Raw genomic sequence first — 26,993 nt, forward strand, 5'->3', positions numbered from 1 at the left:
AGGGCTCAGCCCGCTTTCGGGGCGGGCAGCTTCGCCGTGAACTGTTCCGCCTGGAGCGCGTACAGCTCCGCGTAGAGGCCACCGGTGGCCAGCAGCTCCTCGGGGGTGCCGGACTCCACGAGCCGGCCCTGCTCCAGGACGTGCACCAGGTCCGCGTGGCGCACCGACGCCAGCCGGTGGGTGATCAGCACGACCGTCTGGCCGCTGGCCGCCAGCGCGCGGATCCGCTCGAAGACCTCCAGCTCGGCCCGGGCGTCCAGGGCCGCGGTCGGCTCGTCCACGATCAGGATGTGCCCGCGCCGGTACGCGGCCCGGGCGATGCCGAGTCGCTGCCACTGGCCACCGGACAGCTCGTGTCCGCCGCTGAAGTTGCGGGCCAGCAGGGTATCCAGGCCGCGCGGCAGATCCGCGACCACCTCCTGTGCGCCCGCCTCGTCGATCGCGGCGGCCAGGCGCTCCTCGGTGCGGGGCGCCGAGGAACGGCCGACGGCGACGTTGACCCGGGCGGTGAACGGCCAGCGCTTGAAGTCCTGCGCGACCATCGCGATGCGTTCGGCGAGCTGGTGCCGGTCGGCCCGCGCCGCGTCGACGCCGTCCCACAGGATCCGGCCGCGGTCCGGCTTGTACAGGCCCGCGAGCAGCTTGACCAGGGTCGTCTTCCCCGAGCCGTTCTCGCCCACCAGGGCCACGATCCGGCCCAGCGGGAGGGTCAGCGTGACCTCGTCAAGGGCGGGACGGGTGGACTCGCCCGGATAGCTGAAGGTGACGTTCTCGAAGCGGATCTCGCGCGGGTCCTCGGGCAGCGCCTCCCCGCCGACCGGGATCGCCCGCTCGGCCGCCTCGGCGTACAGCCGCTGCAGATCACCCACGAACAGGGCCTCCTCGTGCAGCGAGTTGATCTCCAGCACCAGTGTGTCGAGGCTCGCCGAGCCGGTGCGGATGGCGATCACCGCGGTGCCCGCCACGGCCAGCGCCATCGCCCCGGACAGCAGCAGCGCGCCCAGCGTCGCGTACGTCGCCACCGTCGCCAGGCCCGTCCAGGCCGCCGCGATCAGACCTGTACGGGCCGCGAGCCGGGCCAGCCGCGCCTGCTCCGCCTCCGCGGTCTCCGACATCGCCCGGAAGTGACGCAGCAGGAACGGGCCGACGCCGTGCACGCGGATCTCCGGCGCGGCCTCCGGCTCGGTGAGCAGGTCGCCGATCAGGAACCCGGCGCGGGCGTGCTGCACCCAGGTGTGGAAGGACTCGTACCGGCGCCGGGCGTTGGTCAGCGCACCCCAGGCGCTCGGCACGGTCATCGTGACCAGCAGCGGGAGCAGGGACGGGTGCAGCACGGTGAGGACACCGGCCGCAGCGACCAGGGAGATCACCGCGTTGATCACGCGCGTACCGTACGTGATCATGCGCCGGGCGGACTGGGCGCCGTACCGCGCGGTGTCCAGCAGCTTGTGGAAGGCGTGGTCCTCGATCGCGGACAGCTCCACGGCCGCCGCCCGCTCCAGGTACCGCTCGGTGGCCACCCGCTCCACCTTCGGCTCCAGCCGGCCGGTCGCGTACGTCGACGTGGCCCGCAGCAGCGCGGACACCAGCATCACCGCGGCCATCGCGACCAGCGCGGGGGCGGCGCCGCGCAGCCGGTCCTCCAGGGGGCCGCCGGTGATCAGCCGGCCCAGCACGCTGTTCACCGCCAGCAGGCTGACCGCCTGCGCCACGCCCCGGCCCGCCTCGGCGGCCAGCACCGTCCGGGCGGCTCTCCGGTCGGCCTCCCGGGCCAGCCGGAAGCTGGATGCGAGCATGCCGGGCAGCCGGGTCAGCATGGCCTTGAAGTCCAGCTCCAGGAAGGCGTCCCCGTGCTGGTTCCACCCCATGTCGTAGCGCAGCGGCCCTCCGAACAGCAGCCGCTCCGACTCGGACACCTCTGGTTCCACCGAGCCGCGCTTCTTGCCCACCGTGAGCCTCCCCCCGGGGTCGTGACCGAACGGCCACTATCCCGGCGCGAGCGGGCGCGGGGCAGGGCGCAAGCCACATGGACGGGGGCGCGCGGGGCGTACTCCGTAAGTGCCGCGGCGCCGGGAGAGTACGCCCCGGGGTGGAGCGCTACGCGCTGATCGGCCGTGACCAGTCCGGTGTGGCCCCGATGACCCGGCACAGGGCCAGGTACAGCGGAATCGGCGGCGTGTACGGAAGGGTGCCCTCCGGTCGGTGGATGAGGCGGGCGGACTCGGGAAGCGGGGCGCCGGTGGCGTAGTGGGCGGGGGCGGGCCACGGCAGGGCGTAGTCGGAGTCGGACGGAACGATCCACCACCAGTGCGCGCCGTCGGTGTACACGCACCCCACGCGCGGCAGCCGGGGCACGACCACCGGTCCGAAGCGGGCCGGGACGGCCACCGCGTCGCAGCCCAGGGGCGCCGTCATGCCGTCGGGCACGGGCAGCCGCGGGGCACCGCCCGACGGGCCCTGCTCGCGCCTCATGCGCACCAGGGTGTCCAGGCCGATCGTCTGGCCGGGGCCAGGGGCGCCGGTCACAGCCTTCCCCACGACCGGTCCCGCTCGTGCGGGATCCTTCCCAGGGCGTCCGCGCCGCCGCGCCGGGCCGTGGCCTGCTCCTCCTCGGCCGAGCCGTGGCCCGAGCCGTGCCCGGAGCCGTGCCTCGTGCCGTGACCCGACCCGTGCGGCGGGACCGGCGCGGAGCGGGCGCCCCAGCCCAGGTCGTTGCGCGGCTCCTCCACGTCGTCACACGGATGGTCGGCCTTGCGCGGCAGTTCGGCCCAGACCAGCAGGCCGGGGCCGTGTTCCTGGGCACCCCAGGCGCGGCACATTGCGTCGACGAGAAGCAATCCCCTCCCGTGCTCCTCCTCGGGCCGCTGCGGGGACGGGTGGGGCTCGCCGGGCGCACAGCCCTCGTCGTACACGGCTATGCGCACCGTGTCGTCGTGGTCGTGCAGCTCGCACACGACGCGACTGCTCGCGGTGTGCACGATCGCGTTGGTGACCAGTTCGGATATCACCAGAGCCGCGGTGTCGCAGGTGTCCGCGCAGACCGACCAGCCGGTCAGCCGGGCACGCGCCAGGCGTCTCGCCTGGGCGGGCGATGCCGGATGTGCGGCCAGCTCGAAGCGGAACCGGCGCTCGGCAGCGCCCCCACCTGGGGCGACTCCCGTGGCGGCACCGAGACCGAGACGGTCTGCGGCGGCGTCTGTTCCTAAGGGCGCGGACGGAATCACGCTTGCCACTATCGCCCCGCCGTGAACACTTGGCAAGTGTCACTCTGAAAATTGCAGAGTGCTGGGTGACTCGGTCGGACGCCGTGGCACACTGCTCGCAACAGCACGTCGGGCGGCGCCAGTTGGGATCGTCGAGGATCCACCGGATCTTCGAACGGGATTTCGAGTGGCGCCGCAGGTCTGTCAGGGTTCGTTCGCGTCAGTCGTGTTCGTCCAGGGCCCGTCCGGTATTCGTCCAGTATTCGTCCGTGGAGGTGGGAGCGTGAGCGAACCGCGGTCCGCGCCGACGGTGGGTCAGGTGGTCCTCGGCCGGCGCCTGCTGGACCTGCGGGAACGCGCCGGGCTGAAGCGGGAGGAGGCCGCCCGCATCCTCCGCGTCGCCCCCGCCACCGTCCGCCGTATGGAGATGGCCGAGGTAGCCCTCAAGATCCCGTACCTCCAACTGCTCCTGAAGGCCTACGGCGTCTGCGACGAGGAGGCCGAGGCCTTCGTCCAGCTGGCCGAGGAGGCCAACAGGCCCGGCTGGTGGCAGCGGTTCCACGACATCCTGCCCGGCTGGTTCTCGATGTATGTCAGCCTCGAGGGCGCGGCCAGTCTCATCCGGTCGTACGAACCGCACTTCGTGCCCGGCCTGTTGCAGACCGAGGACTACGCGCGCGGGGTGCTGAAGTCGGGCGCCATCGGCCAGACCCGGCCCGAGGACATCGAGCGGCACGTCGCGCTGCGCATGGAACGCCAGCAGCTGCTCTCCCGTTCCGACGCGCCCCGGTTCTGGGCGGTGATGGACGAGACGGCCCTGCGCCGCCCGGTCGGCGGCCCCGAGGTGATGCGCGCGCAGATCGACAGGCTGCTGGAGGCCACGAAGCTGCCCAACGTGACGCTCCAGGTCGCCCCGTTCGCCAACGGGCCGCACCCCGGCACGTACGGGCCCTTCGTGCTGTTCCGGTTCGCCATGCCCGAACTGCCGGACATGGTCTACAGCGAGTACCTGACCGGCGCGGTCTACCTGGACGCGCGCACCGAGGTGGCGACCCATCTCGAGGTCATGGACCGCATGGCGGCGCAGGCCGCTACGGCACAACGCACGAAGGAGATCCTCCGGGATCTCCGCAAGGAGCTGTGAATGGATCGCATCAAGCCGCGCAGTCGCGTCTACAACGGCATGCCCGCGCGGGAGTTGGGCAGCGAGGGGTGGCACAAGCCCTGGAGCGGCGGCAACGGCGGGAACTGCCTGGAGGCGATGAAACTCGCCGACGGCCGGATCGCCGTGCGCCAGTCGACCGACCCGGACGGTCCGGCGCTGATCTACACCACGGACGAGATGACCGCCTTCATCGAGGGCGCCAAGGCGGGGGAGGCCGATTTCCTGCTGTCCTGACTCCTGTTGATTTTATGTTGGCTCAACTTCCCTTTTTTGGTTGGCTCAACTTCCCTCTGCCGGTTCCGAGTTGATCATTCACCGCGTCAGACGCTTACGGAGTGCCGCATGACCGGGCAGGACCCCACGGCCGCCATCGAGATCGACACCAGCAGGCCGCACCCCGCGCGCATGTACGACTGGTATCTCGGCGGCAAGGACAACTATCCCGTCGACGAGGAGATGGGCCGGCAGATGCTGGCCCTCGACCCCAGGGTGCCGGTGATGGCCCGGGTCAACCGCGCGTTCATGCACCGCGCCACGCGCTGGCTCGCCCAGCACGGCGTACGGCAGTTCCTGGACATCGGCACCGGCATCCCGACCGAGCCGAATCTCCACCAGGTCGCCCAGGAGGTCGCGCCGGACTCCCGTGTCGTCTACTGCGACAACGACCCGATCGTGCTGGCCCACGCGGCGGCCCTGCTGCGCAGCACGCCCGGGGGCGCCACCGAGTACCTGCAGGCCGACGTGCGCGACCCGGCCGCCATCATCGCGGGCGCGAGGCGGGTCCTGGACCTCGACCGTCCCGTCGCCCTCTCGCTCGTCGCCCTGCTGCACTTCGTCTCCGACGAGGACGGCGCGCACGAGCTGGTCGACCGGCTGCTGTCCGAACTGCCTTCCGGCAGCTACCTGGTGATGACCCACGCCACCGCCGACTTCACCCCGGAGGAGTCCGCGGCGGCCACCGAGAAGCTCAAGGCGGCGGGCGTCACGCTCGCGCTGCGCTCCCGCGAGGAGTTCGGCCGCTTCTTCGACGGGCTGGAACTGGTCGAACCCGGCGTCGAGATCGTCCACAAGTGGCATCCCGAGCTGGGCGATCCGGTTCCGGGGCAGGACGACGGGGTGATTCCGGGATACGGGGCGGTGGGCCGCAAGGCGTAGGGCTTGGCGTCCGCTCACGGGTGCGGGTTGCGGGTTGCGGCTTGCGCGCGGCTTACGGCTTCCGGCCTGCGGTTCACGGCGGCGGCAGTACGGCGCACAGCGCGTCCACGGCCGCCGCGTACCCGTGTTCCGGCGGCGTCGCGTAGCCCACGACAAGGCCGTCTTGGGCGGCCATGTCCGTCTCCGGGTGCCGGAACGCGCCGAGGCCGTCGAGGGCCACGCCGTGCCAGGCGGCGGCCTTGACGGCGGAGGGCTCGGTGCCGGGCGGCAGCCGCAGCACCCGCGTGCAGCCCGGCCGCGACGCCGGTGACCTCGATGCGCGGGGCGTGCGCGGCGAGCGCCGCGACGAGCCGGTCACGGCGACGCCGGTAGCGCTGCCGCATGCGCCGTACGTGACGGTCGTACGACCCCGAGACGACGAAGTCGGCCAGCGCCAGTTGCTCCGGGACGCTCGCCCACGCCTCGCGCTCGCCCTTGGCCGCGAGCACGGCGTCGACGTACCGCTCCGGCAGGACCATCCACCCCAGCAGCAGCGCGGGTGACAGGCTCTTGCCGGCCGAGCCGATGTGGATCACCCGCTCGGGCCGCGGCCCTGGAGCGCGCCGACGGGTTTGCGACCGTACCGGAACTCGCCGTCGTAGTCGTCCTCCAGAACCACCCCGCCACGCGCGCGTGCCCAGTTGATCACGGCCGCCCGGCGTTCCGGGTGCAGCGGGCCGCCGGTGGGGAACTGGTGCGCGGGCGTGGGCAGCAGCGCACGCTCGCGCCCCAACCGGTTCACCCGGGCGCCGTGTTCGTCGAGGGGAGCGGTACGGTCCGTACCCCGGCCGTCGCGAGCACCTGCCGGTGGAACCCCAGCCCGTACGCCTCCACCGCCAGCGGGCCGCGCAGCACACCGCCGCCGGCCTGCCCCTGCCCGAAGAGCAGCCGGAGCGCGTGCGCGAAGCCCGAGCAGGTCACGATCCGGCCCGGCTCGGTGCGCACGCCACGCGCGCGTGCCAGGTACTCCGCAAGCGCCGCCCGCAGCTCCGGTCGCCCGGCGGGGTCACCCGGCCCGAACGCCTGGCTGGGGGCGGCCTGCAGCGCCCGACGGTACGACGCGCTCCAGGCCGCCCGCGGGAACGCCGACGCGTCCGGAGTGCCCTGCCTCAGGTCGTGCCGGGGCCCACGCGCGCGGAGGTGCCTTCTTCGGCGTCCGTACGGCGGCCCGCAGCGGCTCGGCCCGGTCGGCGACCCGGGTGCCCGAGCCCTGACGGGCGGTCAGCCGGCCCTCGGCGACGAGTTCCGCGTACGCGTCGGCGACCGTGTTGCGGGCGACGCCCAGGTCGGCGGCGAGCGAACGGTACGGCGGCAGCCGGGTACCAGGTGCCAGCCGGCCGCCGCGCAGGGCCCGGATCAGCACCGCGCGCCGTCCGCCGGGCCCGGACAGCTCAAGATGCAGGTCGGTTGGTTGATGGACATGACGACGAACACCACAGCCTCCCCCAAACCCCCCAAACCCCTCAAACCCCTCAAGCCACAGCTTCCCCCTCACCGCGGCCGAGGCCGGGCATCCCCGCCTCGACTTCGCCAAGTCCGCGCCGAAGGCCTTCCGCGCCCTCGTCGGCTTCGACGCCGCCGCCCGTGCGGGCCTCGACCCCGCCCTGGCCGAGCTGATCCAGATCCGCAGCTCGCACCTCAACCACTGTGCCTACTGCCTGCACATGCACACCAACGACGCCCGCAAGGCCGGCGAGAGCGAGGACCGGCTGCACATGGTCGCCGTCCGGCGCGCGGCCCGCCACTTCCTCACCGAGCGGGAACAGGCCGCGCTCGCTCTCACCGAAGCGGTCACCCTGGTCGCCGACGGCGGAGTCCGCGACGACGTCTACGCCGAGGCGGCGGCCCACTTCGACGAGACGGAACTCGCCCACGTGCTCGCCCTGATCTTCGCGATCAACACCTGGAACCGGGTGGCCCTGTCGACGGCCAAGGTGGCCGGCACGGACGAGCGGCGCCGCTGAGGTGACCGGCCGGACAGGCCCTAGACGATGCCCTAGATGATCGATTCCAAGCGGTCAGTGGTCGGCAAATCAGGGATCGGGTGATGGGTCGGCCGGGGGCGAAGGAGTCCCACTATGCCCAGGCGGGTCCTGGACATAGTGCGTCGCTCGCCGGGTAGGGTGACCGGATCATCTTGACCTGAAGTGTGGTTGAGGTTTCACGATGGTGCGGTGACTGACAACGGAATCACTCTGATCGACGCGTGGGAACTGCCCGAGGACCGGATCGACGAGTCCATCGCACGCTGGCGGGAGCGCGTCGGGCTCATCCATGCCGCCCCCGGTTTCCGGGATGCCCGACTGCACCGCAGACTGTCCCCGGAGTCCCGGCTCGGCCTGGTCAATGTGGCGCACTGGGACAGCATCGAAGCCCGGGACGCGGCGCTGGCGAATCCCGGCTTCACCGCGTCGGCAGCCACCGCGGCCAGCTATGCCACCGTGCACGGCGGCTGGTATGAGGTGGCGGCCGAATTTTGCGCAGTGGGAAACGATTCAGGCGAAGGGCCGGGAATCACCTTCGTCAATGTCTTCGAGCTGCCCGCCGAGCGGATCGATGAATTCCTCCCGCACTGGCTCGGCCGCGCGGAGCTGATGAGCAAGGCGCCCGGCTTCCGGGACAACCGGCTGCACCGTGCGGTGGACCCCGACACTCGCTTCCAGCTGGTCAGCATCGCACACTGGGACAGCCCCGATGCATGGCGCACAGCAGGCAATGACCCCCGCTTCCGACAGCGCCTGTCCACCTTCCCTGACTTCGCCATCGCCGACCCCGCACTCTTCCGGGTTGTCGTCGAGTTCTGAGCGCGGGTCGTTGCTCCCGAGCCGTTCGCCCCGGTGGTCGGATCCGCGATGTAGGCAACGGGCAACTACGACAAGTAATCCGAACGCCGGGCGGCCCGCGTAGCGCGCCGCCCGGCGTTGTCGTCAGTGATCATAGGCGGTCAGTGAGCGAAGGACGGGGCTGTCCGGTGTGGTCGTTGTGCCAGAGAGCGGCGGTCAGCGCAAGGATGCGCTGCATGACGCGGGCGATGACACCACGGGGGGTGCGTCCTCGGTGCTGTTCGAGGTCGAGCTGGCCCTTGAACGTTTCGTTGACCGACTCGATGATCTGCCGCAATGGCTTGAACAGGGTTTCGCCGGGCCGCTGCCGTTCGCCCCTGCGGGTCGGTCGCAGCAACTGGGTGCGGTACTCGGCCAGTTCGCGTTCGAAGTCGCGGCCGAAGTAGTTCTTGTCCCCGATCAGCGTCTGGTCGGGCAGGGCGGCGAGGAGGTCTCGTTCGGCCGCGAGCAGGTCCAGCACGGTCTCGCGCTCGTCGGTCTTGGCCCCGGTCAGGGCGAAGGCGACGGGCAGGCCCTGGAGGGTGCACACCAGAAGCAGCCGCAGGCCCCAGAAGAAGCGGCTGTGGCTGGCGCAGTAGCCGTACTGGGCCCATCCGGCCAGGTCGGAGCGCTTCACCGTCTCCCGCGAGCGGCCGCATTCCACGGGCGTGGAGTCCAGGATCCACACGTCGTCGCTCCACACCGAGGTGCTGGTGGCCAGGATCCGGGTGATGCGGCGGAGCAACTCGGCGGCCTTGCGCAGCCGCTTGTTGTAGCGGGCTGCTGCGGCACGTACGGGAAGAGGTGCCGCAGGTGGGCCCGGGCATGGCGGAGCCATCTCGCCTCGAAGGTGAAGCCGAGCATGGCCTGCATCATCGCGAGGGTGACCAGTTCGGCGTCAGTGAGCTGCGGCGCGATCCCCACGGCCGGCCGCCACGGCGCCAGGTCCGGACGCTCCTTCAGCAGGTCGTCGGTCGTCGCATAGAGTGCTGTCGCGAGGGTGTCCAGGTTGTTCGTCACACAACGATCTACACCCTCGTTCTCGTCTCCGCAGACACCCCTTGGAATTGATCATCTAGACGGCCATGGGGCGGTCGTACGGCCCGATCGGCGCCGGCAGCCTTGAACTGCCGGTCAGATAGCGGTCGACGGCCGCCGCCACCGCCCGCCCCTCCGCGATCGCCCACACGATGAGCGACTGCCCGCGCGCGGCGTCCCCGGCGGCGAACACGCCGGGGACGTTGGTCGCGAAGCCGGCGTCACGGGCGATCGTGCCGCGCGGCTGGAGACCCAGTCCCAGCTGGTCGACGAGGCCGTCCTCGCGGTCGGGCCCGGAGAAGCCGAGCGCGAGCAGGACGAGGTCGGCGGGGATGGCCCGTCCGGTGCCGGGCAGCGGGCGGCGCTGTGCGTCCACCTCGACCAGGTGCAGCGACCGCACGTGCCCGTCCTCGTCGCCGGTGAAGCGCAGCGTGGACGCCGCGAACAGCCGCGCGTCCGCGTCCGCCGCCGGCGCGGTCCGCAGGTCGCGCGCCTCCTCGTGCGCGGCCGACAGCCGGTAGATCTTCGGGTACGTCGGCCAGGGCTCGGTGTCCTCGTCGCGCTCGGTGCCCGGCTGGGCGTAGATGTCCAGCTGGCTGACGGACGCCGCCTGTTCCCGCACCGCCGTGCCCAGGCAGTCGGCGCCCGTGTCGCCGCCGCCCACGATCACGACGTGCTTCCCGGCGGCCGACAGCGGCGACACCTCCAGGTCGCCCTCGCACACCCGGTTGGCCAGCGGAAGGTACTCCATCGCCTGGTGTATCCCGGCCAGCTCCCGGCCCGGTACGTCCAGTTCCCGCCAGGCGGTGGCTCCCGTGGCGATGACGACGGCGTCGTACCGCGTCCGCAGCTCGGCCGCGTCGACGTCCCGCCCGACCGCTGTCGACGTGCGGAACTTCGTGCCCTCGGCGCGCATCTGCTCCAGCCGCCGCTCCAGATGGTGCTTCTCCATCTTGAACGCGGGGATGCCGTACCGCATCAGCCCGCCGATCCGGTCGTCCTTCTCGTACACGGCGACGGTGTGCCCGGCCCGGGTCAGCTGCTGGGCCGCCGCCAGCCCCGTCGGACCGGAGCCGATCACCGCGACCGTCCGCCCGGACAGCCGGTCCGGTGGCCGCGGCGGCGCGAAACCCTCCTCCCAGGCCCGGTCGGCGATCGCGCACTCGACGTTCTTGATGGTGACGGCCGGCTGGTTGATCGCGAGCACGCACCCCGCCTCGCAGGGCGCCGGACACAACCGTCCGGTGAACTCGGGGAAGTTGTTCGTGGCGTGCAGCCGGTCGCTCGCCGCCCGCCAGTCCTCGCGCGAGACCAGGTCGTTCCACTCGGGGATGAGATTCCCCAGCGGGCAGGCGTCGTGGCAGAACGGGACACCGCAGTCCATGCAGCGGTCGGCCTGTTTGCTGATGATGGGCAGCAGGGCACCGGGGACGTAGACCTCGTCCCAGTCCCGGACCCGCTCCGGGACCGGCCTGCGCGGCCACTCCTGGCGGGGCGTGGTCATGAAACCCTTGGGATCGGCCATGGCCGTCTTCCTTGTGTAGGCGTGGGACGGGCCGTGCGTCATCGGGCGGCACACTCTTTCGGCCACTTTACGTCCCGTCCGCCCCGCCCGCAGAGTGGTCGACAGCGCTTTCTGCGGGGCCTGCCCCAGCCGGGGGCCAGGTTTCTCCGAGACCTCCCTCAGGTGAGAGCCAGCACGTACACGAGCGCGGCGGCGGCCGAGGCGGCCGTGCGGAGGTGGTTCCAGAAGGTCCACTCGCGCACATACGCCGGCCAGTGCGCGGCGGCCTCCGGGGTGCCCGGATCCAGCCGGAGCAGCGTCTCGTTGCGCGGCACGTTCGCGACCATGGTCAGCCCGAACGAACCCAACAGGTACAGCCCGCTGCCCAGCAGCAGCTCCACCTTCCCGTCGTCCGGCCACAGCACGAAGGTCACCACCGCTATCACGGCGCACAGCACGGCCGACCCGACGAAGACCATCATGAAGGCCGGTGTCACCGCGGCCACGTTGATCGCGTTCATCGCGGCGACGCCCTGTGCGGGCGGCAGTGCGGCGAGCCCCCTCATCACGAACGCCGAGAAGGCGCAGAAGACCCCGGCCACCAGCCCGGTCCCCAGCACACCCAGCACCACCAGCACCAGATACGGCCCCTCGATCATGCCGCGACCACCTCCCGCCTCGAACCGGGCACCCCGGCAACCCCCGGCCGCCGCCACATCAGCAGGCCGCCACCTCGGCCGCCCGCCATCCCTGCAGCATCGTCTCCACGGCCGCCGCGATCCGCCGCCGCGCCTCGTACCGCGGCACCCCGCTCATCAGCAGCTGGTCGTACGGCGTGTCCACGTGCCGCACGGACGCCACGACCGCCGAGATCACCGCGCCCTCGGTCAGCGCACGCCCCGCCGCGCTCCGCCCGACCCGCCCGCTGCCGCGCACCGACGCGTGCGCGGCGATCGTCCCGGCCCGCTCGGCCGGGCACCCGGGAAACAGCCGCCGGATCTCCGCCGCGAACGCCTCCGCGAACCGCGTGTCCTGCGCCGCCCTGCGCCGCGCGTCCCGCGCCCGGCGCCGCCGCCGCGCCTCCGCGTCCGCCAGGCACCGCTCCTCGGCCCGGGCCAGCGCCCGCTCCTCGACGAGGACGCCCTGCCGCTCGTACCGGCTCCTGCGCCGGTTGAAGCGCACCACCACCGCCGACAGCGTGCTCTCCTCCCGCGACCTGCGTGTCAGCGCGGCGTCTCCGCGCGGCAGGAACACCAGGTGCCCGAGGTCTGCGCAGACGAGGCAGCGCGGCACGCCCTCCTCCAGCACGAGCAGCGACAGCGGCCCGCGCCGGCACGCGGCACAATGCTTGCGCCGCAGGGGCTGGATGACGAGAAGTCCGGGGTACGGCAGGGGAGTTGCGGGTCGTGCCATATCCGGTTCCTTCCCCCTGTGGTCCGGGCTGCCACCTCGTCCGTCCCGGCCGCGCGGCATCATGGGCCCTGTGCGACTCGAAGCGATCACCTGGGACCGGCTCGGTGAGCTGCTCGCCGAGCGGCTGGCCGAGTTGAGGACCGCCGACGGCAGCTCCTGGACCCGCGTCGGCTTCGACGGGGCTCCGGCGGCCCGGCCGGGAGACCTTGCCGAGCGTGTCGCGGCGGCGCTGCGGGTGCGCGGGCGGCCCTCGCTGGTCGTCGGCGCCGAGGGCTTCCTGCGCCCGGCCTCGCTCCGGCTGGAGCACGGCCGGCGGGACGTGGAGTCCTACTACAGCGGCTGGTTCGACACCGGCGCCCTGTGGCGCGAGGTCTTCGGCCCGCTCGACCCCGGCGGCACCGGCCGCGTCCTGCCCGACCTGTGGGATCCGGCCACCGACCGTGCCACCCGCAGCCCCCACGTCCAACTCCCGCCCGGCGGTCTGTTGTTGCTGCACGGCCCCCTCCTCCTGCGGCACTGGTTCCCCTTCGACCTGACCGTCCACGTCTCGCTCTCCCCGGCCGCCCTGCGCCGCCGCACCCCCGAGCCCGACCACTGGACGCTTCCCGCCTTCGACCGCTACGCGGCCGAGACCGACCCCGCGGGGACGGCCGACGTCCTGGTCCGCGCCGACGATCCCCGGCATCCCGCGTGGAACGGCTGACCCGGCCCGGCAGCCGATTCCGCAAACCCCTTTTCGATGCACGTGCATGTAACTATGCTGGCGTCATGACGATCTCCCCAAACGATCACGTCTCCCTCGACGAATCCGTCCGCGCGCTCCTCGACGGCAGGAACTTCGCCGGCGTCGCCACGCTCGGCCCCGACGGCGCCCCGCAGAACTCGGTGGTCTGGATCAAACGCGAGGGCGACACCGTGCTCTTCTCCTCCGTCGACGGGCGCCAGAAGGTCCGCAACCTCCGCCGCGACCCGCGCGTCAGCCTCTCGGTCTTCGACCTGGCCAACCCCTACGACTCGGCCGAGATCCGCGGCACCGCCGAGATCCTCCCCGACCCGAACAAGCGGCTCCCGCACGAGCTCTCGCACAAGTACCTCGGCATCGACCCGCCCGCGGAGAAGGACGACGAGGCCCGCGTGATCATCCGGATCGTCCCGCGGAAGGTCGTGGCCTTCTCGGCCTGAGGCACGGCCACCGACCGCCGGCCGGTGTCAGAGCCAGCCGTTGCGCCGGAACCCGCGGTACAGCGCCAGACACGCGACGGATATGACACCGATGACGAGCGGATAGCCGAACCGCCAGTGCAGCTCCGGCATGTGATCAAAGTTCATGCCGTACACACCGCACACCATGGTCGGTACGGCGATCACCGCCGCCCAGGCCGTGATCTTCCGCATGTCCTCGTTCTGCGCGACCGTCACCTGCGCGAGGTGCGCCTGCAGGATGGAGTTGAGCAGTTCGTCGAAGGACGCGATCTGTTCCTTGGCCCGCATCAGGTGGTCGAGGACGTCCCTGAAGTAGGCCTGTATCTCCGGGGCGACCACCCGGATCGGCCGGGTCGCGAGATCCTCGATCGGGCGGCCGAGGGGCGCCACGGCCCGTTTCAATTCGAGGAGTTCGCGCTTCATCTGGTAGATGCGCCCCGGGTCCACCCGCGCGCCGTTCTCCGCGAACACTGCCGTCTCGACCTGGTCGATGTCGGCCTGCACCGAGTCCGTGACGGTCAGATAGTCGTCGACCACAAGGTCCGCGATCGCGTGCAGCACGGCCGCCGGCCCCTTGGCGAGCTGCTGCGGATCCGCCTCCAGCTCCTCGCGCAGCGGGCCCAGCGAGCCGTGCCGTCCGTGCCGGACCGTGATCACGAAGTCATGGCCGACGAACACCATGATCTCGCCGGTGTTCACCACCTCGCTCGTCGCCGTCAGTTGTTCGTGCTCGACGTAGCAGACCGTCTTGAACACCGCGAACAGCGTCTCGTCGTACCGCTCCAGCTTCGGCCGCTGATGGGCCTCGACCGCGTCCTCGACCGCCAGTGGGTGCAGGTCGAACAGCTCCGCGATGCCGGCGAACTCACGGTTCGTCGGCTCGTGCAGCCCCAGCCAGACGAAGCCGTCGCCGCTCTTGCGGACCCGCTCCACGGTGTCCACCAGATCGCCGTCCCCGGGGACCCGGACGCCGTCCCGGTACGTCACGCAGTTCACCACCGAGGAGCCCAGCGGGGAGCGGGCGGGATGGCTCAGGTCGACCTTCGGCCGCCGCCGGGCCAGCTGCGCCACCCTGCGCAGACCGCCGACCCCGCCGAGGCCCCTGACCTTCCGCAGGTTCCCTGCCATGGACATCCGGATCTCCTTGCGTAACGCCACCGCGCCTTGCCGGGCAAGTCTGCCAGCCCGGGCTGAGCTGCGGGTAAGCCTGTGGAAAAGGGTGATTCCGCTTTGTTCCCGGCTGTGGACGGACGTTGGATGATCGGGGTATGACGCGATCCGACGGGTATCTCCTCGCCAACCGGCAGGCTGAGGCGGAGCAGCGTTTCGACGCTTTCGCCACCCTCTTCGACCCCACCACCTTCCGGCACCTGGAAGGGCTCGGTACCGGGCCCGGATGGCGCTGCTGGGAGGTCGGGGCCGGTGGCACCTCCGTGGTGTCCTGGCTGGCAGGGAAGGTCGGACCCGGCGGCCAGGTGGTCGCCACGGACATCGACGTCTCGCGGGTCGCCGTCGCCGCCCGCCCGCCGGTGGAGGTACGCGTCCACGACGTCGGCGCCGAGGAACCGCCGGGCGAGGGCTTCGACCTGGTGCACGCCCGGCTCGTCCTCGTCCATGTGCCGGAGCGCGAAAGGGCGTTGCGGTCGATGGTCGAGTCGCTGCGGCCAGGCGGCCGGCTCCTGGTCGAGGACGCCGATCCCGCCCTGCAACCCCTCCTCTGCCCCGACGAGTACGGCCCGGAGCAGCGGCTCGCCAACCGGCTGCGGCACGGCTTCCGCAAGCTGCTCGCCGACCGCGGCGCCGACCTGTCGTACGGCCGCAAGCTCCCCCGCCTGCTCCGCGAGGCCGGGTTGCACGACGTCGAGGCCGACGCCTACTTCCCCGTCACCTCACCCGCCTGCACCGCTCTGGAGGCCGCCACCGTCCGCCAGATCCGCGGCCGCCTCGTGGCCGCGGGCCTGGCCACCGACGAGGAGATCGACCGGCACCTGTCCAGCCTCGCCTCCGGCACCATGGACCTGGCCACGGCACCGATGATCTCGGCGTGGGGACGGAAGGGATAGATCGTTTCGGGCGGGGTCCGGTGGGGGAGTGGGGGCGTGTGCGCGTCGGGTGAGGGGCCGCCTCCGCGGTGCGGTTCGGCCGGGGCGTGGTGCGGCGCCTCGTGTGAGGTGCCCGGCCCGAGGCACCCGATGCCCGCCCGGGGCGCAGGTCGCGCGGGCTCGCTGACGTGGTGCCGTCAGTGGGGTACCGGCGGTCTGCCGCCCACCCGTTCCACCGCCCGCGCGCCTGCCCGACAGCCTGAGACCGCCGCCTCCTCGGGGTCCGCGCCCGTCACGAGTGAGGCGAGGAACGCGCCGGTGAACGCGTCCCCGGCGCCCGTGGTGTCCCTCGGCTTCGCCGGGGCGGCCGGGACACGGGCGAGCAAGGCACCGGACCGGGCCACCAGCGCCCCGTCCGCGCCCGCCTTGGCCACCACCAGCGGGACGTGGCGGCTCAGCTTGGCCGCCGCGTCCACCGGATCCGGCAACCCGGTCAGCAGGGCCGCCTCGTCCCGGCTGGGCAGCAGCACGTCCACCCGCTCGGCGAAGGCCAGGAACCGGTCCACCCCCAGCTCCGCGAGGAAGCCCGCGGACGCCGGATCCAGGCTCACCGGCACACCGCGCGCGTGTGCCGCCTCCAGGGCCACCGCCGCCAGTGCCCGGCTCGGCTCGGAGAACAGCAGGTAGCCCGACAGGTGCAGCCGGGCGACCCCGTCGAGCAGCGCGCCGGACCAGTCCGCGGGTTCGAGCCGCAACGACGCGCCGCTGTCCGTGAGGAACGTGCGCTCGGCCGAGGCGCCCGTGTCGACCAGGCAGACCACCGTCCCGGTGGCCGCCTCCGGGTCGACCACGAGCCGTGGCCGCACTCCGGCGGCGCGCAGCTCCCGCTCGTGCCACACCGCCGCGTCCGCGCCCACGCGCCCCAGCAGCCGTACGTCCGCACAGCCCGTGTGGGCGGCCCAGCAGGCCACGTTGGCACCCGCGCCGCCGGGCAGCGTCCGGATCGCGGCCGCCGTGTCGGTGCCGGCCGCGAGCGGCCCCCGGTGCCGGGCGACGACGTCCGTGACGACGTCCCCGACGACCAGCAGCGCACCGTTGCCACCGCTCGCGGCCCCGGCGTCCGTCGTCACCCCCGCGCCCACGCCGCCGCGATCCGCGCGGCCAGGCGTACGTTGCCGCGCACCGCCGCGAGGTTGGCGCTCAGGGAGGCACCGTCCGTGTGCCGGACCAGATAGTCGAGCAGGAACGGTGTGACCGCCTGACCGGTGACGCCCTCCTCCTCGCACGCGTGCAGCGCGTCGGCGAGCACACGGGCGTGGAGCGCGGGGTCGAGCTGTTCCTCCTCCGGGACCGGGTTGGCGACGATCAGAGCCGACTCCGGCACCCCGAGGCCGTCCTGGGCCCGCATGGCCTCCGCCACCTGTTCCGGGGTTTCCAGCCTCCAGTCGACGGGGTGCCCGGAGTCGGACAGGTAGAAGCCGGGGAAGCGGTCCGTGCCGTACCCGGCGACGGCCACGCCCAGCGTCTCCAGGCGCTGCAGGGTGGCCGGGACGTCCAGGATCGACTTCACCCCCGCGCAGACCACCGTGATCCGCGTCCGCGCCAGCAGACCCAGGTCCGCGGACTCGTCCTGCGTTACCGTCCACTGCCGGTGCACACCGCCCAGCCCGCCCGTCGCGAACACCCGGACGCCCGCCAGCGCCGCCAGCAGCGCGGTCGCCGACACCGTGGTCGCCCCGCTCGCCCCCGCCGCCACCGCGAGCGGCAGGTCGCGGTGGCCCAGCTTGCGGATCCCGTCCTCGTTCGCGACCCGCTCCAACTGCTCCTTGTCCAGGCCGGCACGGGGCCGCCCGTCCAGCACGGCGATCGTGGCGGGCACGGCACCCTCCCGCCGTACCGCCTCCTCCAGCTCCAGAGCCACCTGCAGGTTGCGCGGGCGTGGCAGCCCGTGCGCGATGATCGTGGACTCCAGCGCCACCACGGGTCGACGCGCGTCAATCGCCTCACGTACTTCCTCGGACACCACCAGCACCACGCACCTGCCTCCTGTCAGTCCGTTCCTCCCTCATCTCTGGCGGGCCGCACCCCCGGATAAACGCTTGCGGCCTGTAGCGGCCGCCACCAGCCTTGGCCGTATGACCGACAACAGCACACGTCTCGACCACATCGTCCTGTGGGTGGGCGATCCGGCCGCCGCGGCCGACTTCTACGAGAAGGCGGTGGGCCTGGAACCCCTGAGACTCGCCGAGTTCACCGCGGGCACGGTGTCGTTCCCCTCCGTACGGGTCAACGACGAGACCATCCTCGACCTCGCGCCCCTCACCCTCGCCGAGGGCATGAACATGCTCCCGGCCTCCGCCGACAGCGCGGGCCACCCTGTCAACCACGTCTGCCTCTCCCTGCCGTCCGACGCCTTCGACGCGCTCCGCGCCCGCCTCGAGGAGCGCGCCGTCCCGGTGTCCGAGATCGCGCACGACTCCTACGGCGCCCGCGGCAAGGCCAGGCGCAGCTTCTACTTCCGCGACCCCGACGGCAACGTCTTCGAGGCCCGGCACTACGAGTGACCGCGGGCCCGGGCCGTCAGAACAGCGGCTCGGGCAGCACGCCCTCCAGGGCGAGCAGCTTCCGCTTGGTCTCCAGCCCGCCGCCGAACCCGCCGATGCCGCCGTCCCTCTCGACGACCCGGTGGCACGGCACGACGACCGGCAGCGGATTGGCGCCCATCGCCGCCCCCACCGCCTGCGCCGCGCCGGGCTGGCCCACCCGCCCGGCCAGGTCGCCGTACCCGACGACCGTGCCGTACGGGACGGCGGCCAGCTCGCGCAGCACCTGCCGGTTGAAGCCGGAGATCAGCGACCAGTCCAGCGGCAGCTCGAAGTCGTGCCGTTCCCCCGCGAGGTACGCCCGCACCTGGCGTATCGCCTCGGCCAGCAACGGCGAGCCGGGCGCCTCGACGGGCTCGGTGCCCAGCCGGGCCGCCAGCCGCTCCAGCGCCCGGTCACGGACCGCGTCGGTGGCGTGGAACACGACGTTGACCAGCCCCTCACCGGTCGCCGCCAGCAGCAGCGGGCCGATGTCGGTGCCGACGACGGCCCACGCGACCCGCTGCTCGTACTGCCCATGGCTGTCCATGCGCCCCACCGTACGACCCGCCACCGACAATGCCCCGCCGCCGGCCGGCGCTCACGACCCGTTCAGTGCCGCCCGCACCACATCGGGCTTGTTCGTGATCAAGCCCGCGACGCCGTAGCGGGCCACGGTCCGGGCCGTGGCCGCGTCGTCGACGGTCCAGGCGAACACGCCCATGGGCCTGCCGTGCGGTCCGTCGAACCTGTGCACGGTGGCGACGTAGCCGGCGGAGAGCGATGTGTACGAGGGATTGATCAGGTCCGCGAAGCCCGCGTACCGGTGCAGGCTCCCCACCGACGGTTTGCCGAGGAAGCCGGTGGTGAGGCCGGGCCTCAGGTCGTGGACGATCCGCAGACTGTCCGCGCTGAAGCTCTGCACGATCAGCCGTCCCCGGTGCCGGTGGTCCAGCCAGCCCTCGTTGCTCAGCAGCTTCAGGGTCTGCCGCTCGATGCCCGGGTACAGCTCTGGGTTCTTGATCTCCAGGAGCAGCTTCTCGTGGTTGTGTTCGACCCGGCGCATGTACTGCTTCAGCGTCGGCACGCGCGTGCCCGCGTACGCGCGGCCGAACCAGCTGCCCGCGTCCAGGCGGGCGATCTCGGCGGCCGTGAAGTCCCTCACCTTCCAGGGCGTCCGGCCGGGGAAGACGTCCTCGACGTTCGTGGTGCGCGCGAGGCTGTCGTCGTGGATGACGACCAGTTCGCCGTCCTTGGTGCGCTGGACGTCGTTCTCGACCCAGGTGAAGCCCAGGCCGGCCGCCTTGTCGATGGCGGGCAGGGTGTTCTCCGGCGCATAAGCGGAGGCGCCCCGGTGGGCGATGATCTCGGGTTGCCCGCTGACGTCGTCCGTCCGGGCGTGGGAGGTGGGGGTCAGCAGGGCGGCCGTCCCCAGGAGTGCGGTGGTCGTGGCGGCAATGGCGCGCGCGTGCATGCGTACTCCTCGCGTCGAGCGGATGCTGACGGTCAACTGACGAATACGGACAGCACTAGACTGACAGCAGAGGGTCAACGGCGGTGGTGCGTGCGATGGCCACACATTGAATGGACTTGCCCAAGTCCGCTCACTGGTGCCGCACAAGTGGGGCAAGGGTGTGTTTCTTTGCCGGAAAATCGTTCGACCATTCCGGTGGGAGTCATACTCTCTGCGACGACCCTGACCGCTGGAGCGGTCCTGGGACGGGGGCGCTCGTCATACATTCCGGGACGCAACAGGGCGGAAGGACAGCCGCGCATGCAAGGCACGGTCGACGGATTCAGCTACGGGGTCGTCACCCCGTTGGTGGCCTATCTGATGGCCTGCCTGGGTGGCGCCCTCGGCCTGCGCTGCACCACACGGTCCATGCTCGTGGCCCGCTCCTCGCGCCCCGCCTGGCTCGCTCTCGGCGCGGCCGCGATCGGCTCCGGCATCTGGACCATGCACTTCGTCGCGATGATGGGCTTCACCGTCAGGGAGACGCCGGTCCATTACGACAAATCGACCACGTACGCGAGCCTCGGCCTCGCCATCGTCATGGTCGGCATCGGGATCTTCATCGTCGGCTACCGCGGCGCCACGGGCACGGCCCTGTTCACCGGCGGCACGATCACCGGTCTGGGTGTCGCCTCGATGCACTACCTCGGCATGGCGGGCATGCGCCTCAACGGCAAGCTCGAGTACAACACGCTCACCGTCGCCGCCTCGGTCGTGATAGCGGTCGTGGCCGCCACCGCCGCCCTGTGGGCGGCCGGACAGGTGCGAGGCTTCCTGTGGAGCGTGGGCGCGAGCCTGGTCATGGGGCTCGCCGTCAGCGGCATGCACTACACCGGCATGGCCGCCCTCAGCATCCACCTGCACGGCACCGCCGGGACGCCCGCGGGCGACTCGCCCGCCGCTCTGCTCGCGCCCATGCTGATCGGCCCCCTCGCCTTCCTCCTCCTCGCCGGCGTCGTCGTGATGTTCGACCCGCTGATGGTCATGGGCAAACCCGACTTCACCCGGGTCGAACACAAGCCGGGCGTCCCGGCCGGCGGCGTGGCCCACCCGGGCCGCCGCCCGGCGCCGCGCCCGGTCCGGCCGCAGGGGCACCACAGCTCGCGCACTCCGCAGAACCGCTGATCAGGACCCGTTGTCAGTGCGGGGTCGTACGGTTGATTCCATGCGGCCCGTTTCCCACATCGAACGCACGGTGGCGCCCTTCGAGGTCGTCAGCCCCTACCAGCCCAGCGGCGACCAGCCTGCGGCCATCACCGAGCTGGCCCGACGCATCGAGGCCGGTGAGAAGGACGTCGTCCTCCTCGGCGCGACCGGCACCGGCAAGTCCGCCACCACCGCGTGGATGATCGAGAAGCTCCAGCGCCCCACACTCGTGATGGCGCCGAACAAGACGCTGGCAGCACAGCTGGCCAACGAGTTCCGCGAGCTTCTGCCGAACAACGCGGTCGAGTACTTCGTCTCGTACTACGACTACTACCAGCCCGAGGCGTACGTCCCGCAGTCGGACACCTACATCGAGAAGGACTCCTCGATCAACGAGGAGGTCGAGCGCCTGCGTCACTCGGCGACCAACTCGCTGCTCACCCGCCGCGACGTCGTCGTGGTCGCCTCGGTCTCCTGCATCTACGGCCTGGGTACTCCGCAGGAGTACGTGGACCGGATGGTCCCCCTCAGGGTCGGCGACGAGACCGACCGGGACGAGCTGCTGCGCCGCTTCGTGGACATCCAGTACACACGCAACGACATGGCCTTCACGCGCGGCACCTTCCGGGTCCGCGGCGACACCATCGAGATCTTCCCGGTGTACGAGGAGCTGGCCGTCCGCATCGAGATGTTCGGCGACGAGATCGAGGCGCTGTCCACGCTCCACCCGCTCACCGGCGAGATCATCAGTGACGACCAGCAGCTGTACATCTTCCCGGCCTCCCACTACGTCGCCGGCCCCGAACGCATGGAGCGGGCCGTCAACGACATCGAGAAGGAGCTCGGGGAGCGCCTGGCCGAGCTGGAGAAGCAGGGCAAGCTCCTGGAGGCCCAGCGCCTGAGGATGCGCACCACGTACGACATCGAGATGCTCCGCCAGATCGGCAGTTGCTCCGGCGTGGAGAACTACTCCATGCACTTCGACGGCCGCTCGCCCGGCTCCCCGCCCAACACCCTGCTCGACTACTTCCCGGACGACTTCCTGCTCGTCATCGACGAGTCGCACGTCACCGTCCCGCAGATCGGCGCCATGTACGAGGGCGACGCCTCCCGCAAGCGCACCCTCGTCGACCACGGCTTCCGGCTGCCCTCCGCCCTGGACAACCGCCCCCTGAAGTGGGAGGAGTTCCAGGAGCGCATCGGACAGACCGTCTACCTGTCGGCGACCCCGGGCACCTACGAGCTGTCACGTTCGAAGGGCGTGGTCGAGCAGATCATCCGCCCCACCGGTCTGGTCGACCCGGAGGTCGTCGTCAAGCCCACCGAGGGGCAGATCGACGACCTGGTGCACGAGATCCGCAAGCGCACCGAGAAGGACGAGCGCGTCCTGGTCACCACGCTCACGAAGAAGATGGCCGAGGACCTCACGGACTACTTCCTGGAGCTCGGCATCCAGGTGCGCTATCTGCACAGCGACGTCGACACCCTGCGCCGCGTCGAGCTTCTGCGCGAGCTGCGCTCCGGGGAGTTCGACGTCCTGGTCGGCATCAACCTCCTCCGAGAGGGCCTCGACCTCCCCGAGGTGTCCCTGGTGGCGATCCTGGACGCCGACAAGGAGGGCTTCCTGCGCTCGGGCACCTCGCTGATCCAGACCATCGGCCGGGCGGCGCGGAACGTCTCCGGCGAGGTCCACATGTACGCCGACAAGATCACCCCGGCGATGGAGCGGGCCATCGAGGAGACCAACCGCCGCCGGGAGAAGCAGGTGGCCTACAACAAGGCCAAGGGCATCGACCCGCAGCCGCTGCGCAAGAAGATCAACGACATCGTCGCGCAGATCGCCCGCGAGGAGGTCGACACCGAGCAGCTGCTCGGCTCCGGCTACCGCAAGCTGAAGGACGGCAAGGGCGCCAAGACCCCGGTGCCGTCGCTCGGCGACAAGGCGGCCAAGGGCGCGAAGGCCACCAAGCCGGCCAAGGGCAAGGCCAAGGACACGGTGCCCACGGACCGGCCGGCTGCCGAACTCGCCGAGCAGATCGAGGAGATGACCGAGCGCATGCGCGCCGCCGCCGCGGACCTGCAGTTCGAGATCGCGGCCCGGCTGCGTGACGAGGTCGCCGAGATGAAAAAGGAGCTGCGCCAGATGAAGGAGGCGGGCCTGGCCTGAGTCCGGCCGCCACCGCCGGACCCGGGCATCCGCGCAGAGTGTTGCAACACCGACACAAAGCGCGGGCCGGGGTTCGTCACTGTCAGTGCATCTGCGTAGGGTTTTGGTCAACCGCGCGCTCCGCGGCAACTGGGGAAATCCGAGAGGGGAAACCGCCGTGACCGTCAACATGACCAAGGGTCAGGCCATCAGCCTGGAGAAGAAGGACGGGGGCAGCCTGACCGCGGTCCGTATGGGTCTCGGCTGGCAGGCGGCTCCCCGACGCGGCCTGTTCGGCTCGCGCACCCGGGAGATCGACCTGGACGCCTCCGCGGTCCTGTTCGCCGACAAGCAGCCCGTCGACGTTGTCTTCTTCCGCCATCTGGTCAGCGACGACGGCTCCGTGCGGCACACGGGCGACAACCTCGTGGGCGGCGTCGGCCAGGGTGGTGACGACGAGGCCATCCTCGTCGACCTGCAGCGCGTCCCGGTCCACATCGACCAGATCGTCTTCACCGTCAACTCCTTCACCGGCCAGACCTTCCAGGAGGTGCAGAACGCGTTCTGCCGCCTGGTGGACGAGACCAACGGCCAGGAACTGGCCCGTTACACGCTGGCGGGCGGCGGGGCCTACACCGCCCAGATCATGGCCAAGGTGCACCGGTCGGGCTCGGGCTGGACGATGACCGCCCTGGGCACCCCGTCCAACGGCCGCACCTTCCAGGACCTGATGCCGGCGATCCTGCCGCACCTGTAGGCCGGTCCGGCGAACGGCACACCACACACGACACGGGGGGACGCAGGCGATGACGGCCGAGCTGGTGCGGGGGCAGAACCACCCGCTCTCGCAGGTCCGGCTGGAGATCCGGATCACGGCCGGGGTACCGGTCGTGGCCGGGGCCACGCTCAGCGACGAGAACGGCAAGGTGCACGGCGTCGAATGGGTGGCCCACCCGGGCGCCCCCACCCTGCCCGGCCTGGAGGTCTCCCGCCAGGCGGCCGCCGAACACCGCCTCGCGGTGGACCTGGCCGCCCTGCCCGAGCCCGTGCACCGCGTCGACGTGCTGCTCGCCCTGCCCTCCGGTGTGGGCGGCCCGCTCCGCTTCGGCGCCGTCGCCGCCCCTTCCGTCGCGGTCACCGGCCTCGACGGGACCGAAACAGCGCGCTACACGATCACCGGCCTGGACGCCGAATCGGCCGTCGTCGCCATGGAGCTGTACCGCAGACAGGGCGCGTGGAAGGTACGTGCCGTCGGCCAGGGCTACGCGGGCGGCCTGGCGGCGCTCCTCACCGACCAGGGGCTGCCGCAGGCCGACGAACTCGCGGGCAGCATCCAGGAGGCGGTGGCGCGGGGCCAGGCCCGTTCCATACCGGTGCCTCCGCCGCGCACGGCGGACGGGGACCGTTCCCAGCAAGCGGCGGCTCCCTCAGCCGGCTTCGATCAGCCCCACTCGGCACCGCGGGGCACCCCCGACGCCGTACCACCCGGGCGCGCGCATCCCTACGGCGGACAGACGCCGCCCGTGGACCCCGGTCCGTTCGAGCCCTCCGGCGGCCCCGTCGACTACACCCACCCCCGCCGCAACGCGACCCCGCCACCGCCTGCCCCCCAGGCGCCCCCCGTCCCGTCGGGCCAGCCCGCGGCGCCGATCGCGGGGGACGCGGCCGGCTGGTCCATGGACGAGCGGCTGTACAACCAGGTGTGGGGCATGTTCGAGGACCTCGCGCGCACCACGGCCGCCTACCGCAGCGCCGTCGACTTCGCCGACTCCCGCCTGGAGAAGGAGCTCGACCAGATCCTGTCCGACCCGCGCGGCCGGCTCGGCTCGGCCGGCGACGCGGCGCGCGAGGCGGCCCGCGCCAAGCGGGACGGGATCGTCGACCAGGCGCGGGCGGCCCTCGACCGCGACCTCGCCCAGCTCACCGCCGAGGCCGAGGTCGTCGAGCCCGCCCTGCCGCCGGCCTACGCCCGCTGGGACAACCCCGTCTGGCACGGCTACCAGGTGCCGACGGAACCGCCGCTGGCCCTTCGCCTGGGTGACCTCCACCTGCCGGAGAGCGCCCCGCTGCGCGTCCCGATGCTGGTCCGGCTCCCGCTGGAACGGGGCCTGTGGATCGACAGCGGTCGCGCGACCGCCCCCGACGGCTCGGTCACCGAGCCGGGCGAGCTGCGGCACCTCGCGATGGGGGCGGCGGTGGCGCTCGCCGCCCGGCTGCTCGCCGTGCATCCGGCGGGGGAGTTCGGCGTCCAGGTGATCGACCCGGCCGGCTCGGCGGCCCAGGCGCTCGGACCGCTGGTGCGCAGCGGCGTGCTCGCCGCTCCGCCCGCCGCCGGCGCCGCGGGCGTGGCGGACGTCCTGGACCGCCTCACCCGGCGCGTCGACCTGGTGCAGATGGCGGTGCGCGGCGGCGCGGCCGAGTCGTTGCCGCCCGGTCTGGACACGTCCCGGCAGCTGCTGATCGTGACCGACTTCCCGCACGGCTTCGACGACCGTGCCGTGACCGCGTTGCGCTACCTCGCGGACGAGGGACCGGCCGTCGGCGTGCACCTGCTGGTGGTCGCCGACCGCGAGGACGCCGCCGCGTACGGGCCTTTGCTCGACCCGCTGTGGCGTTCCCTCATGCGACTCAGCCCGGTGCCCGACGACCATCTCGCCGACCCCTGGGTCGGCCATGCATGGACGTACGAGCCGTCGCTGGTGCCGCCCGGCAGCGAGGTGCTCCAGCACGTGCTCGCCAAGGTCGCGGCAGCCTGTCCCAAGTACAAGTAAACTCGCCTGACCAGGGCATTTGATTCTTTCTTTGCCGATTGCTTTACCTTTCCTTGGTGAATGGGGTACTGTCTTCCGTACGGAGGGGAGTACTCCCTGACTGCGACGCACCCGTCAATACGGATCGGACGAGATCCCGGGGCGTCGGCCCATCCCGGGCGGAAGAGACCTCCGGCAGCGATGACGCTGACTGTTCGCCGTTACGCAACTGCCGGAGGCGCAGTGGAAGTTTCCGCCACCTTGTGGGTCCTGACCATGGTCGGCCTCGCCGCCCTGATCGCGGTCGACTTCTTCATCGGCCGCAAGCCGCATGACGTGTCCGTCAAGGAAGCCGGGATCTGGACCGTCGTCTGGATCGCCCTCGCCGGGCTCTTCGGCCTCGGCCTGCTCGTCTTCGGCGGCGGACAGCCCGCCGGAGAGTTCTTCGCCGGCTTCGTCACCGAGAAGTCGCTCAGCGTCGACAACCTCTTCGTCTTCGTGCTGATCATGGCGAAGTTCGCGGTGCCCTCGCAGTACCAGCAGCGGGTGCTGCTCGTCGGCGTGCTCATAGCCCTGGTCCTGCGGGCCGTCTTCATCGCCGCCGGAGCCGCGATCATCGCCGGCTTCTCGTGGGTCTTCTACCTCTTCGGCGCCTTCCTGATCTGGACCGCCTGGAAGCTCATCCAGGAGGCCCGGGCCGACGAGAAGGACGAGGAGTACGAGGAGAACAGGCTGCTCAAAGCGGCCGAGCGCAAGTTCGGCGTGGCCGACCGCTACCACGACACCAAGCTGTGGATCCGGCAGAACGGCAAGCGCGTCATGACGCCGATGCTGGTCGTGATGCTCGCGATCGGCACCACGGACGTCCTCTTCGCGCTCGACTCGATCCCCGCGATCTTCGGCCTGACGCAGGACCCGTACATCGTCTTCACGGCCAACGCGTTCGCCCTGATGGGCCTGCGCCAGCTGTACTTCCTCATCGGCGGCCTGCTGCGGAAGCTGGTCCACCTCTCCTACGGCCTGTCGATCATCCTGGGCTTCATCGGTGTGAAGCTGGTGCTGCACGCGCTGCACGAGTCCGGGGTGCACGTCCCGGAGATCAGCATCCCGGTCTCGCTCGGCGTGATCTGCGCGGTCCTGGCCGTCACCACCCTCACCAGCCTCGTGGCGTCCAGGAAGCAGGTGGTGGCCGAGGAAGCACAGGCGAGGAGCGAAGGCGCTGCGAGGGACAGCGTCGACGCCTGATCGGCACCGGACAGGTGGGGACCCGCG

At 71.6% G+C, this 26,993-nt stretch carries 24 protein-coding genes and 3 pseudogenes; 14 read left to right on the forward strand and 13 right to left on the reverse strand.

The features are described from left to right. Window positions 1–5: 5 nt before the first annotated feature. The 3 genes from ACIBBH_RS02370 to ACIBBH_RS02380 all read right to left on the reverse strand — a co-directional run bounded on the left by ACIBBH_RS02370 (window position 6) and on the right by ACIBBH_RS02380 (window position 3,224). Window positions 6–1,868 (reverse strand): ABC transporter ATP-binding protein, encoded by a 1,863-nt coding sequence (locus ACIBBH_RS02370; protein WP_399401476.1) that lies wholly within the window; start codon window positions 1,866–1,868, stop codon window positions 6–8. 229 nt (window positions 1,869–2,097) lie between these two features. Further along, complete coding sequence (locus tag ACIBBH_RS02375; RefSeq protein WP_399401478.1) at window positions 2,098–2,472, reverse strand: hypothetical protein; 375 nt, start codon at window positions 2,470–2,472, stop codon at window positions 2,098–2,100. Between the two features lie 50 nt (window positions 2,473–2,522). Then, on the reverse strand, window positions 2,523–3,224 hold the full coding sequence (locus ACIBBH_RS02380; protein ID WP_399401072.1) for an ATP-binding protein: 702 nt from the start codon (window positions 3,222–3,224) through the stop codon (window positions 2,523–2,525). A gap of 262 nt (window positions 3,225–3,486) precedes the next feature. Between ACIBBH_RS02380 and ACIBBH_RS02385 the strand changes: the two genes are divergently transcribed. From ACIBBH_RS02385 to ACIBBH_RS02395, 3 genes are all read left to right on the forward strand, one after another. Continuing rightward, entirely contained in the window at window positions 3,487–4,347 is an 861-nt protein-coding gene (locus ACIBBH_RS02385) for a helix-turn-helix transcriptional regulator (protein WP_399401074.1), read from the forward strand. Next, window positions 4,348–4,602 carry a DUF397 domain-containing protein gene (locus ACIBBH_RS02390; RefSeq protein ID WP_132854465.1) on the forward strand — a complete coding sequence of 85 codons (255 nt, stop codon included), beginning with the start codon at window positions 4,348–4,350 and terminating at the stop codon, window positions 4,600–4,602. A gap of 108 nt (window positions 4,603–4,710) precedes the next feature. Next, window positions 4,711–5,523: an SAM-dependent methyltransferase gene (locus ACIBBH_RS02395; RefSeq protein WP_399401076.1), complete on the forward strand. Its 813-nt coding sequence runs from the start codon at window positions 4,711–4,713 to the stop codon at window positions 5,521–5,523. Between the two features lie 73 nt (window positions 5,524–5,596). On the opposite strand, the pseudogene ACIBBH_RS02400 reads toward ACIBBH_RS02395, so the two are convergent. Beyond that, window positions 5,597–6,964: pseudogene (locus ACIBBH_RS02400) on the reverse strand (PLP-dependent aminotransferase family protein). A 103-nt stretch (window positions 6,965–7,067) separates the two neighbouring features. Here ACIBBH_RS02400 and ACIBBH_RS02405 point away from each other — a divergent pair. After that, a pseudogene (locus ACIBBH_RS02405) lies at window positions 7,068–7,526 on the forward strand (carboxymuconolactone decarboxylase family protein); the annotation flags it as partial. Window positions 7,527–7,709: 183 nt separating this feature from the next. Next, window positions 7,710–8,366 carry an antibiotic biosynthesis monooxygenase family protein gene (locus tag ACIBBH_RS02410; protein ID WP_399401078.1) on the forward strand — a complete coding sequence of 219 codons (657 nt, stop codon included), beginning with the start codon at window positions 7,710–7,712 and terminating at the stop codon, window positions 8,364–8,366. Between the two features lie 123 nt (window positions 8,367–8,489). Here ACIBBH_RS02410 and ACIBBH_RS02415 read toward each other — a convergent pair. The 4 genes and pseudogenes from ACIBBH_RS02415 to ACIBBH_RS02430 all read right to left on the reverse strand — a co-directional run bounded on the left by ACIBBH_RS02415 (window position 8,490) and on the right by ACIBBH_RS02430 (window position 12,339). Then, window positions 8,490–9,404: pseudogene (locus ACIBBH_RS02415) on the reverse strand (IS982 family transposase). A gap of 55 nt (window positions 9,405–9,459) precedes the next feature. Then, window positions 9,460–10,947, reverse strand: coding sequence for a glutamate synthase subunit beta (locus ACIBBH_RS02420; RefSeq protein WP_399401079.1), 1,488 nt, complete (start codon window positions 10,945–10,947; stop codon window positions 9,460–9,462). A 158-nt stretch (window positions 10,948–11,105) separates the two neighbouring features. Beyond that, complete coding sequence (locus ACIBBH_RS02425; protein WP_399401081.1) at window positions 11,106–11,585, reverse strand: DUF1772 domain-containing protein; 480 nt, start codon at window positions 11,583–11,585, stop codon at window positions 11,106–11,108. Window positions 11,586–11,643: 58 nt separating this feature from the next. Beyond that, a complete protein-coding gene (locus ACIBBH_RS02430) occupies window positions 11,644–12,339 on the reverse strand; it encodes a DUF2293 domain-containing protein (RefSeq protein ID WP_399401083.1) in 696 nt (231 codons plus the stop codon). Between the two features lie 61 nt (window positions 12,340–12,400). Between ACIBBH_RS02430 and ACIBBH_RS02435 the strand changes: the two genes are divergently transcribed. Both ACIBBH_RS02435 and ACIBBH_RS02440 read left to right on the forward strand, forming a co-directional pair. Continuing rightward, window positions 12,401–13,042, forward strand: a complete 642-nt coding sequence (locus ACIBBH_RS02435; RefSeq protein ID WP_399401085.1) for a uridine kinase — start codon at window positions 12,401–12,403, stop codon at window positions 13,040–13,042. Window positions 13,043–13,107: 65 nt separating this feature from the next. Next, a complete protein-coding gene (locus tag ACIBBH_RS02440) occupies window positions 13,108–13,521 on the forward strand; it encodes a PPOX class F420-dependent oxidoreductase (RefSeq protein ID WP_399401087.1) in 414 nt (137 codons plus the stop codon). A 27-nt stretch (window positions 13,522–13,548) separates the two neighbouring features. Here the strand turns inward: ACIBBH_RS02440 and ACIBBH_RS02445 are convergent, their stop codons facing one another. Then, entirely contained in the window at window positions 13,549–14,676 is a 1,128-nt protein-coding gene (locus ACIBBH_RS02445) for a magnesium and cobalt transport protein CorA (RefSeq protein WP_399401089.1), read from the reverse strand. 134 nt (window positions 14,677–14,810) lie between these two features. Here ACIBBH_RS02445 and ACIBBH_RS02450 point away from each other — a divergent pair, with 134 nt between their 5' ends. Then, window positions 14,811–15,605, forward strand: coding sequence for a methyltransferase (locus ACIBBH_RS02450; protein ID WP_399401091.1), 795 nt, complete (start codon window positions 14,811–14,813; stop codon window positions 15,603–15,605). A 176-nt stretch (window positions 15,606–15,781) separates the two neighbouring features. Here the strand turns inward: ACIBBH_RS02450 and ACIBBH_RS02455 are convergent, their stop codons facing one another. Both ACIBBH_RS02455 and ACIBBH_RS02460 read right to left on the reverse strand, forming a co-directional pair. After that, entirely contained in the window at window positions 15,782–16,714 is a 933-nt protein-coding gene (locus tag ACIBBH_RS02455) for a carbohydrate kinase family protein (protein WP_399401093.1), read from the reverse strand. Beyond that, a complete protein-coding gene (locus tag ACIBBH_RS02460) occupies window positions 16,711–17,619 on the reverse strand; it encodes a pseudouridine-5'-phosphate glycosidase (protein ID WP_399401095.1) in 909 nt (302 codons plus the stop codon). The genes ACIBBH_RS02455 and ACIBBH_RS02460 overlap by 4 nt, the downstream gene beginning before the upstream one ends. A gap of 100 nt (window positions 17,620–17,719) precedes the next feature. On the opposite strand from ACIBBH_RS02460, the gene ACIBBH_RS02465 reads away from it, so the two are divergent. Further along, on the forward strand, window positions 17,720–18,148 hold the full coding sequence (locus tag ACIBBH_RS02465; RefSeq protein ID WP_399401097.1) for a VOC family protein: 429 nt from the start codon (window positions 17,720–17,722) through the stop codon (window positions 18,146–18,148). Window positions 18,149–18,164: 16 nt separating this feature from the next. Here ACIBBH_RS02465 and ACIBBH_RS02470 read toward each other — a convergent pair whose 3' ends face one another. Together ACIBBH_RS02470 and ACIBBH_RS02475 are read right to left on the reverse strand one after the other, a co-directional pair. Next, window positions 18,165–18,716 (reverse strand): methylated-DNA--[protein]-cysteine S-methyltransferase, encoded by a 552-nt coding sequence (locus ACIBBH_RS02470; protein ID WP_399401099.1) that lies wholly within the window; start codon window positions 18,714–18,716, stop codon window positions 18,165–18,167. Between the two features lie 51 nt (window positions 18,717–18,767). Beyond that, window positions 18,768–19,640 (reverse strand): glycerophosphodiester phosphodiesterase, encoded by an 873-nt coding sequence (locus ACIBBH_RS02475; protein WP_399401101.1) that lies wholly within the window; start codon window positions 19,638–19,640, stop codon window positions 18,768–18,770. 300 nt (window positions 19,641–19,940) lie between these two features. Between ACIBBH_RS02475 and ACIBBH_RS02480 the strand changes: the two genes are divergently transcribed. From ACIBBH_RS02480 to ACIBBH_RS02500, 5 genes are all read left to right on the forward strand, one after another. Continuing rightward, on the forward strand, window positions 19,941–20,804 hold the full coding sequence (locus tag ACIBBH_RS02480) for an MHYT domain-containing protein (protein WP_399401103.1): 864 nt from the start codon (window positions 19,941–19,943) through the stop codon (window positions 20,802–20,804). A 40-nt stretch (window positions 20,805–20,844) separates the two neighbouring features. Beyond that, entirely contained in the window at window positions 20,845–22,992 is a 2,148-nt protein-coding gene (gene uvrB, locus ACIBBH_RS02485; protein ID WP_399401105.1) for an excinuclease ABC subunit UvrB, read from the forward strand. Between the two features lie 157 nt (window positions 22,993–23,149). Beyond that, window positions 23,150–23,728, forward strand: a complete 579-nt coding sequence (locus tag ACIBBH_RS02490) for a TerD family protein (RefSeq protein ID WP_361810727.1) — start codon at window positions 23,150–23,152, stop codon at window positions 23,726–23,728. A gap of 49 nt (window positions 23,729–23,777) precedes the next feature. Continuing rightward, on the forward strand, window positions 23,778–25,742 hold the full coding sequence (locus ACIBBH_RS02495) for a TerD family protein (RefSeq protein ID WP_399401107.1): 1,965 nt from the start codon (window positions 23,778–23,780) through the stop codon (window positions 25,740–25,742). 222 nt (window positions 25,743–25,964) lie between these two features. Beyond that, window positions 25,965–26,966, forward strand: coding sequence for a TerC family protein (locus tag ACIBBH_RS02500; protein ID WP_399401109.1), 1,002 nt, complete (start codon window positions 25,965–25,967; stop codon window positions 26,964–26,966). Window positions 26,967–26,993 lie beyond the last annotated feature (27 nt).

The organism is Streptomyces sp. NPDC051636 (genome assembly GCF_044453765.1).
Classification (GTDB): Bacteria; Actinomycetota; Actinomycetes; order Streptomycetales; family Streptomycetaceae; genus Streptomyces.

Coding starts and splice junctions, on each gene's coding strand:
- ACIBBH_RS02370 (WP_399401476.1), bottom strand. CDS start 1,868: ATGGGGTGGAACCAGCACGGGGACGCCTTCCTGGAGCTGGACTTCAAG.
- ACIBBH_RS02375 (WP_399401478.1), bottom strand. CDS start 2,472: ATGAGGCGCGAGCAGGGCCCGTCGGGCGGTGCCCCGCGGCTGCCCGTG.
- ACIBBH_RS02390 (WP_132854465.1), top strand. CDS start 4,348: ATGGATCGCATCAAGCCGCGCAGTCGCGTCTACAACGGCATGCCCGCG.
- ACIBBH_RS02395 (WP_399401076.1), top strand. CDS start 4,711: ATGACCGGGCAGGACCCCACGGCCGCCATCGAGATCGACACCAGCAGG.
- ACIBBH_RS02420 (WP_399401079.1), bottom strand. CDS start 10,947: ATGGCCGATCCCAAGGGTTTCATGACCACGCCCCGCCAGGAGTGGCCG.
- ACIBBH_RS02425 (WP_399401081.1), bottom strand. CDS start 11,585: ATGATCGAGGGGCCGTATCTGGTGCTGGTGGTGCTGGGTGTGCTGGGG.
- ACIBBH_RS02430 (WP_399401083.1), bottom strand. CDS start 12,339: ATGGCACGACCCGCAACTCCCCTGCCGTACCCCGGACTTCTCGTCATC.
- ACIBBH_RS02435 (WP_399401085.1), top strand. CDS start 12,401: ATGGGCCCTGTGCGACTCGAAGCGATCACCTGGGACCGGCTCGGTGAG.
- ACIBBH_RS02440 (WP_399401087.1), top strand. CDS start 13,108: ATGACGATCTCCCCAAACGATCACGTCTCCCTCGACGAATCCGTCCGC.
- ACIBBH_RS02445 (WP_399401089.1), bottom strand. CDS start 14,676: ATGTCCATGGCAGGGAACCTGCGGAAGGTCAGGGGCCTCGGCGGGGTC.
- ACIBBH_RS02450 (WP_399401091.1), top strand. CDS start 14,811: ATGACGCGATCCGACGGGTATCTCCTCGCCAACCGGCAGGCTGAGGCG.
- ACIBBH_RS02465 (WP_399401097.1), top strand. CDS start 17,720: ATGACCGACAACAGCACACGTCTCGACCACATCGTCCTGTGGGTGGGC.
- ACIBBH_RS02470 (WP_399401099.1), bottom strand. CDS start 18,716: ATGGACAGCCATGGGCAGTACGAGCAGCGGGTCGCGTGGGCCGTCGTC.
- ACIBBH_RS02475 (WP_399401101.1), bottom strand. CDS start 19,640: ATGCACGCGCGCGCCATTGCCGCCACGACCACCGCACTCCTGGGGACG.
- ACIBBH_RS02480 (WP_399401103.1), top strand. CDS start 19,941: ATGCAAGGCACGGTCGACGGATTCAGCTACGGGGTCGTCACCCCGTTG.
- uvrB (WP_399401105.1), top strand. CDS start 20,845: ATGCGGCCCGTTTCCCACATCGAACGCACGGTGGCGCCCTTCGAGGTC.
- ACIBBH_RS02495 (WP_399401107.1), top strand. CDS start 23,778: ATGACGGCCGAGCTGGTGCGGGGGCAGAACCACCCGCTCTCGCAGGTC.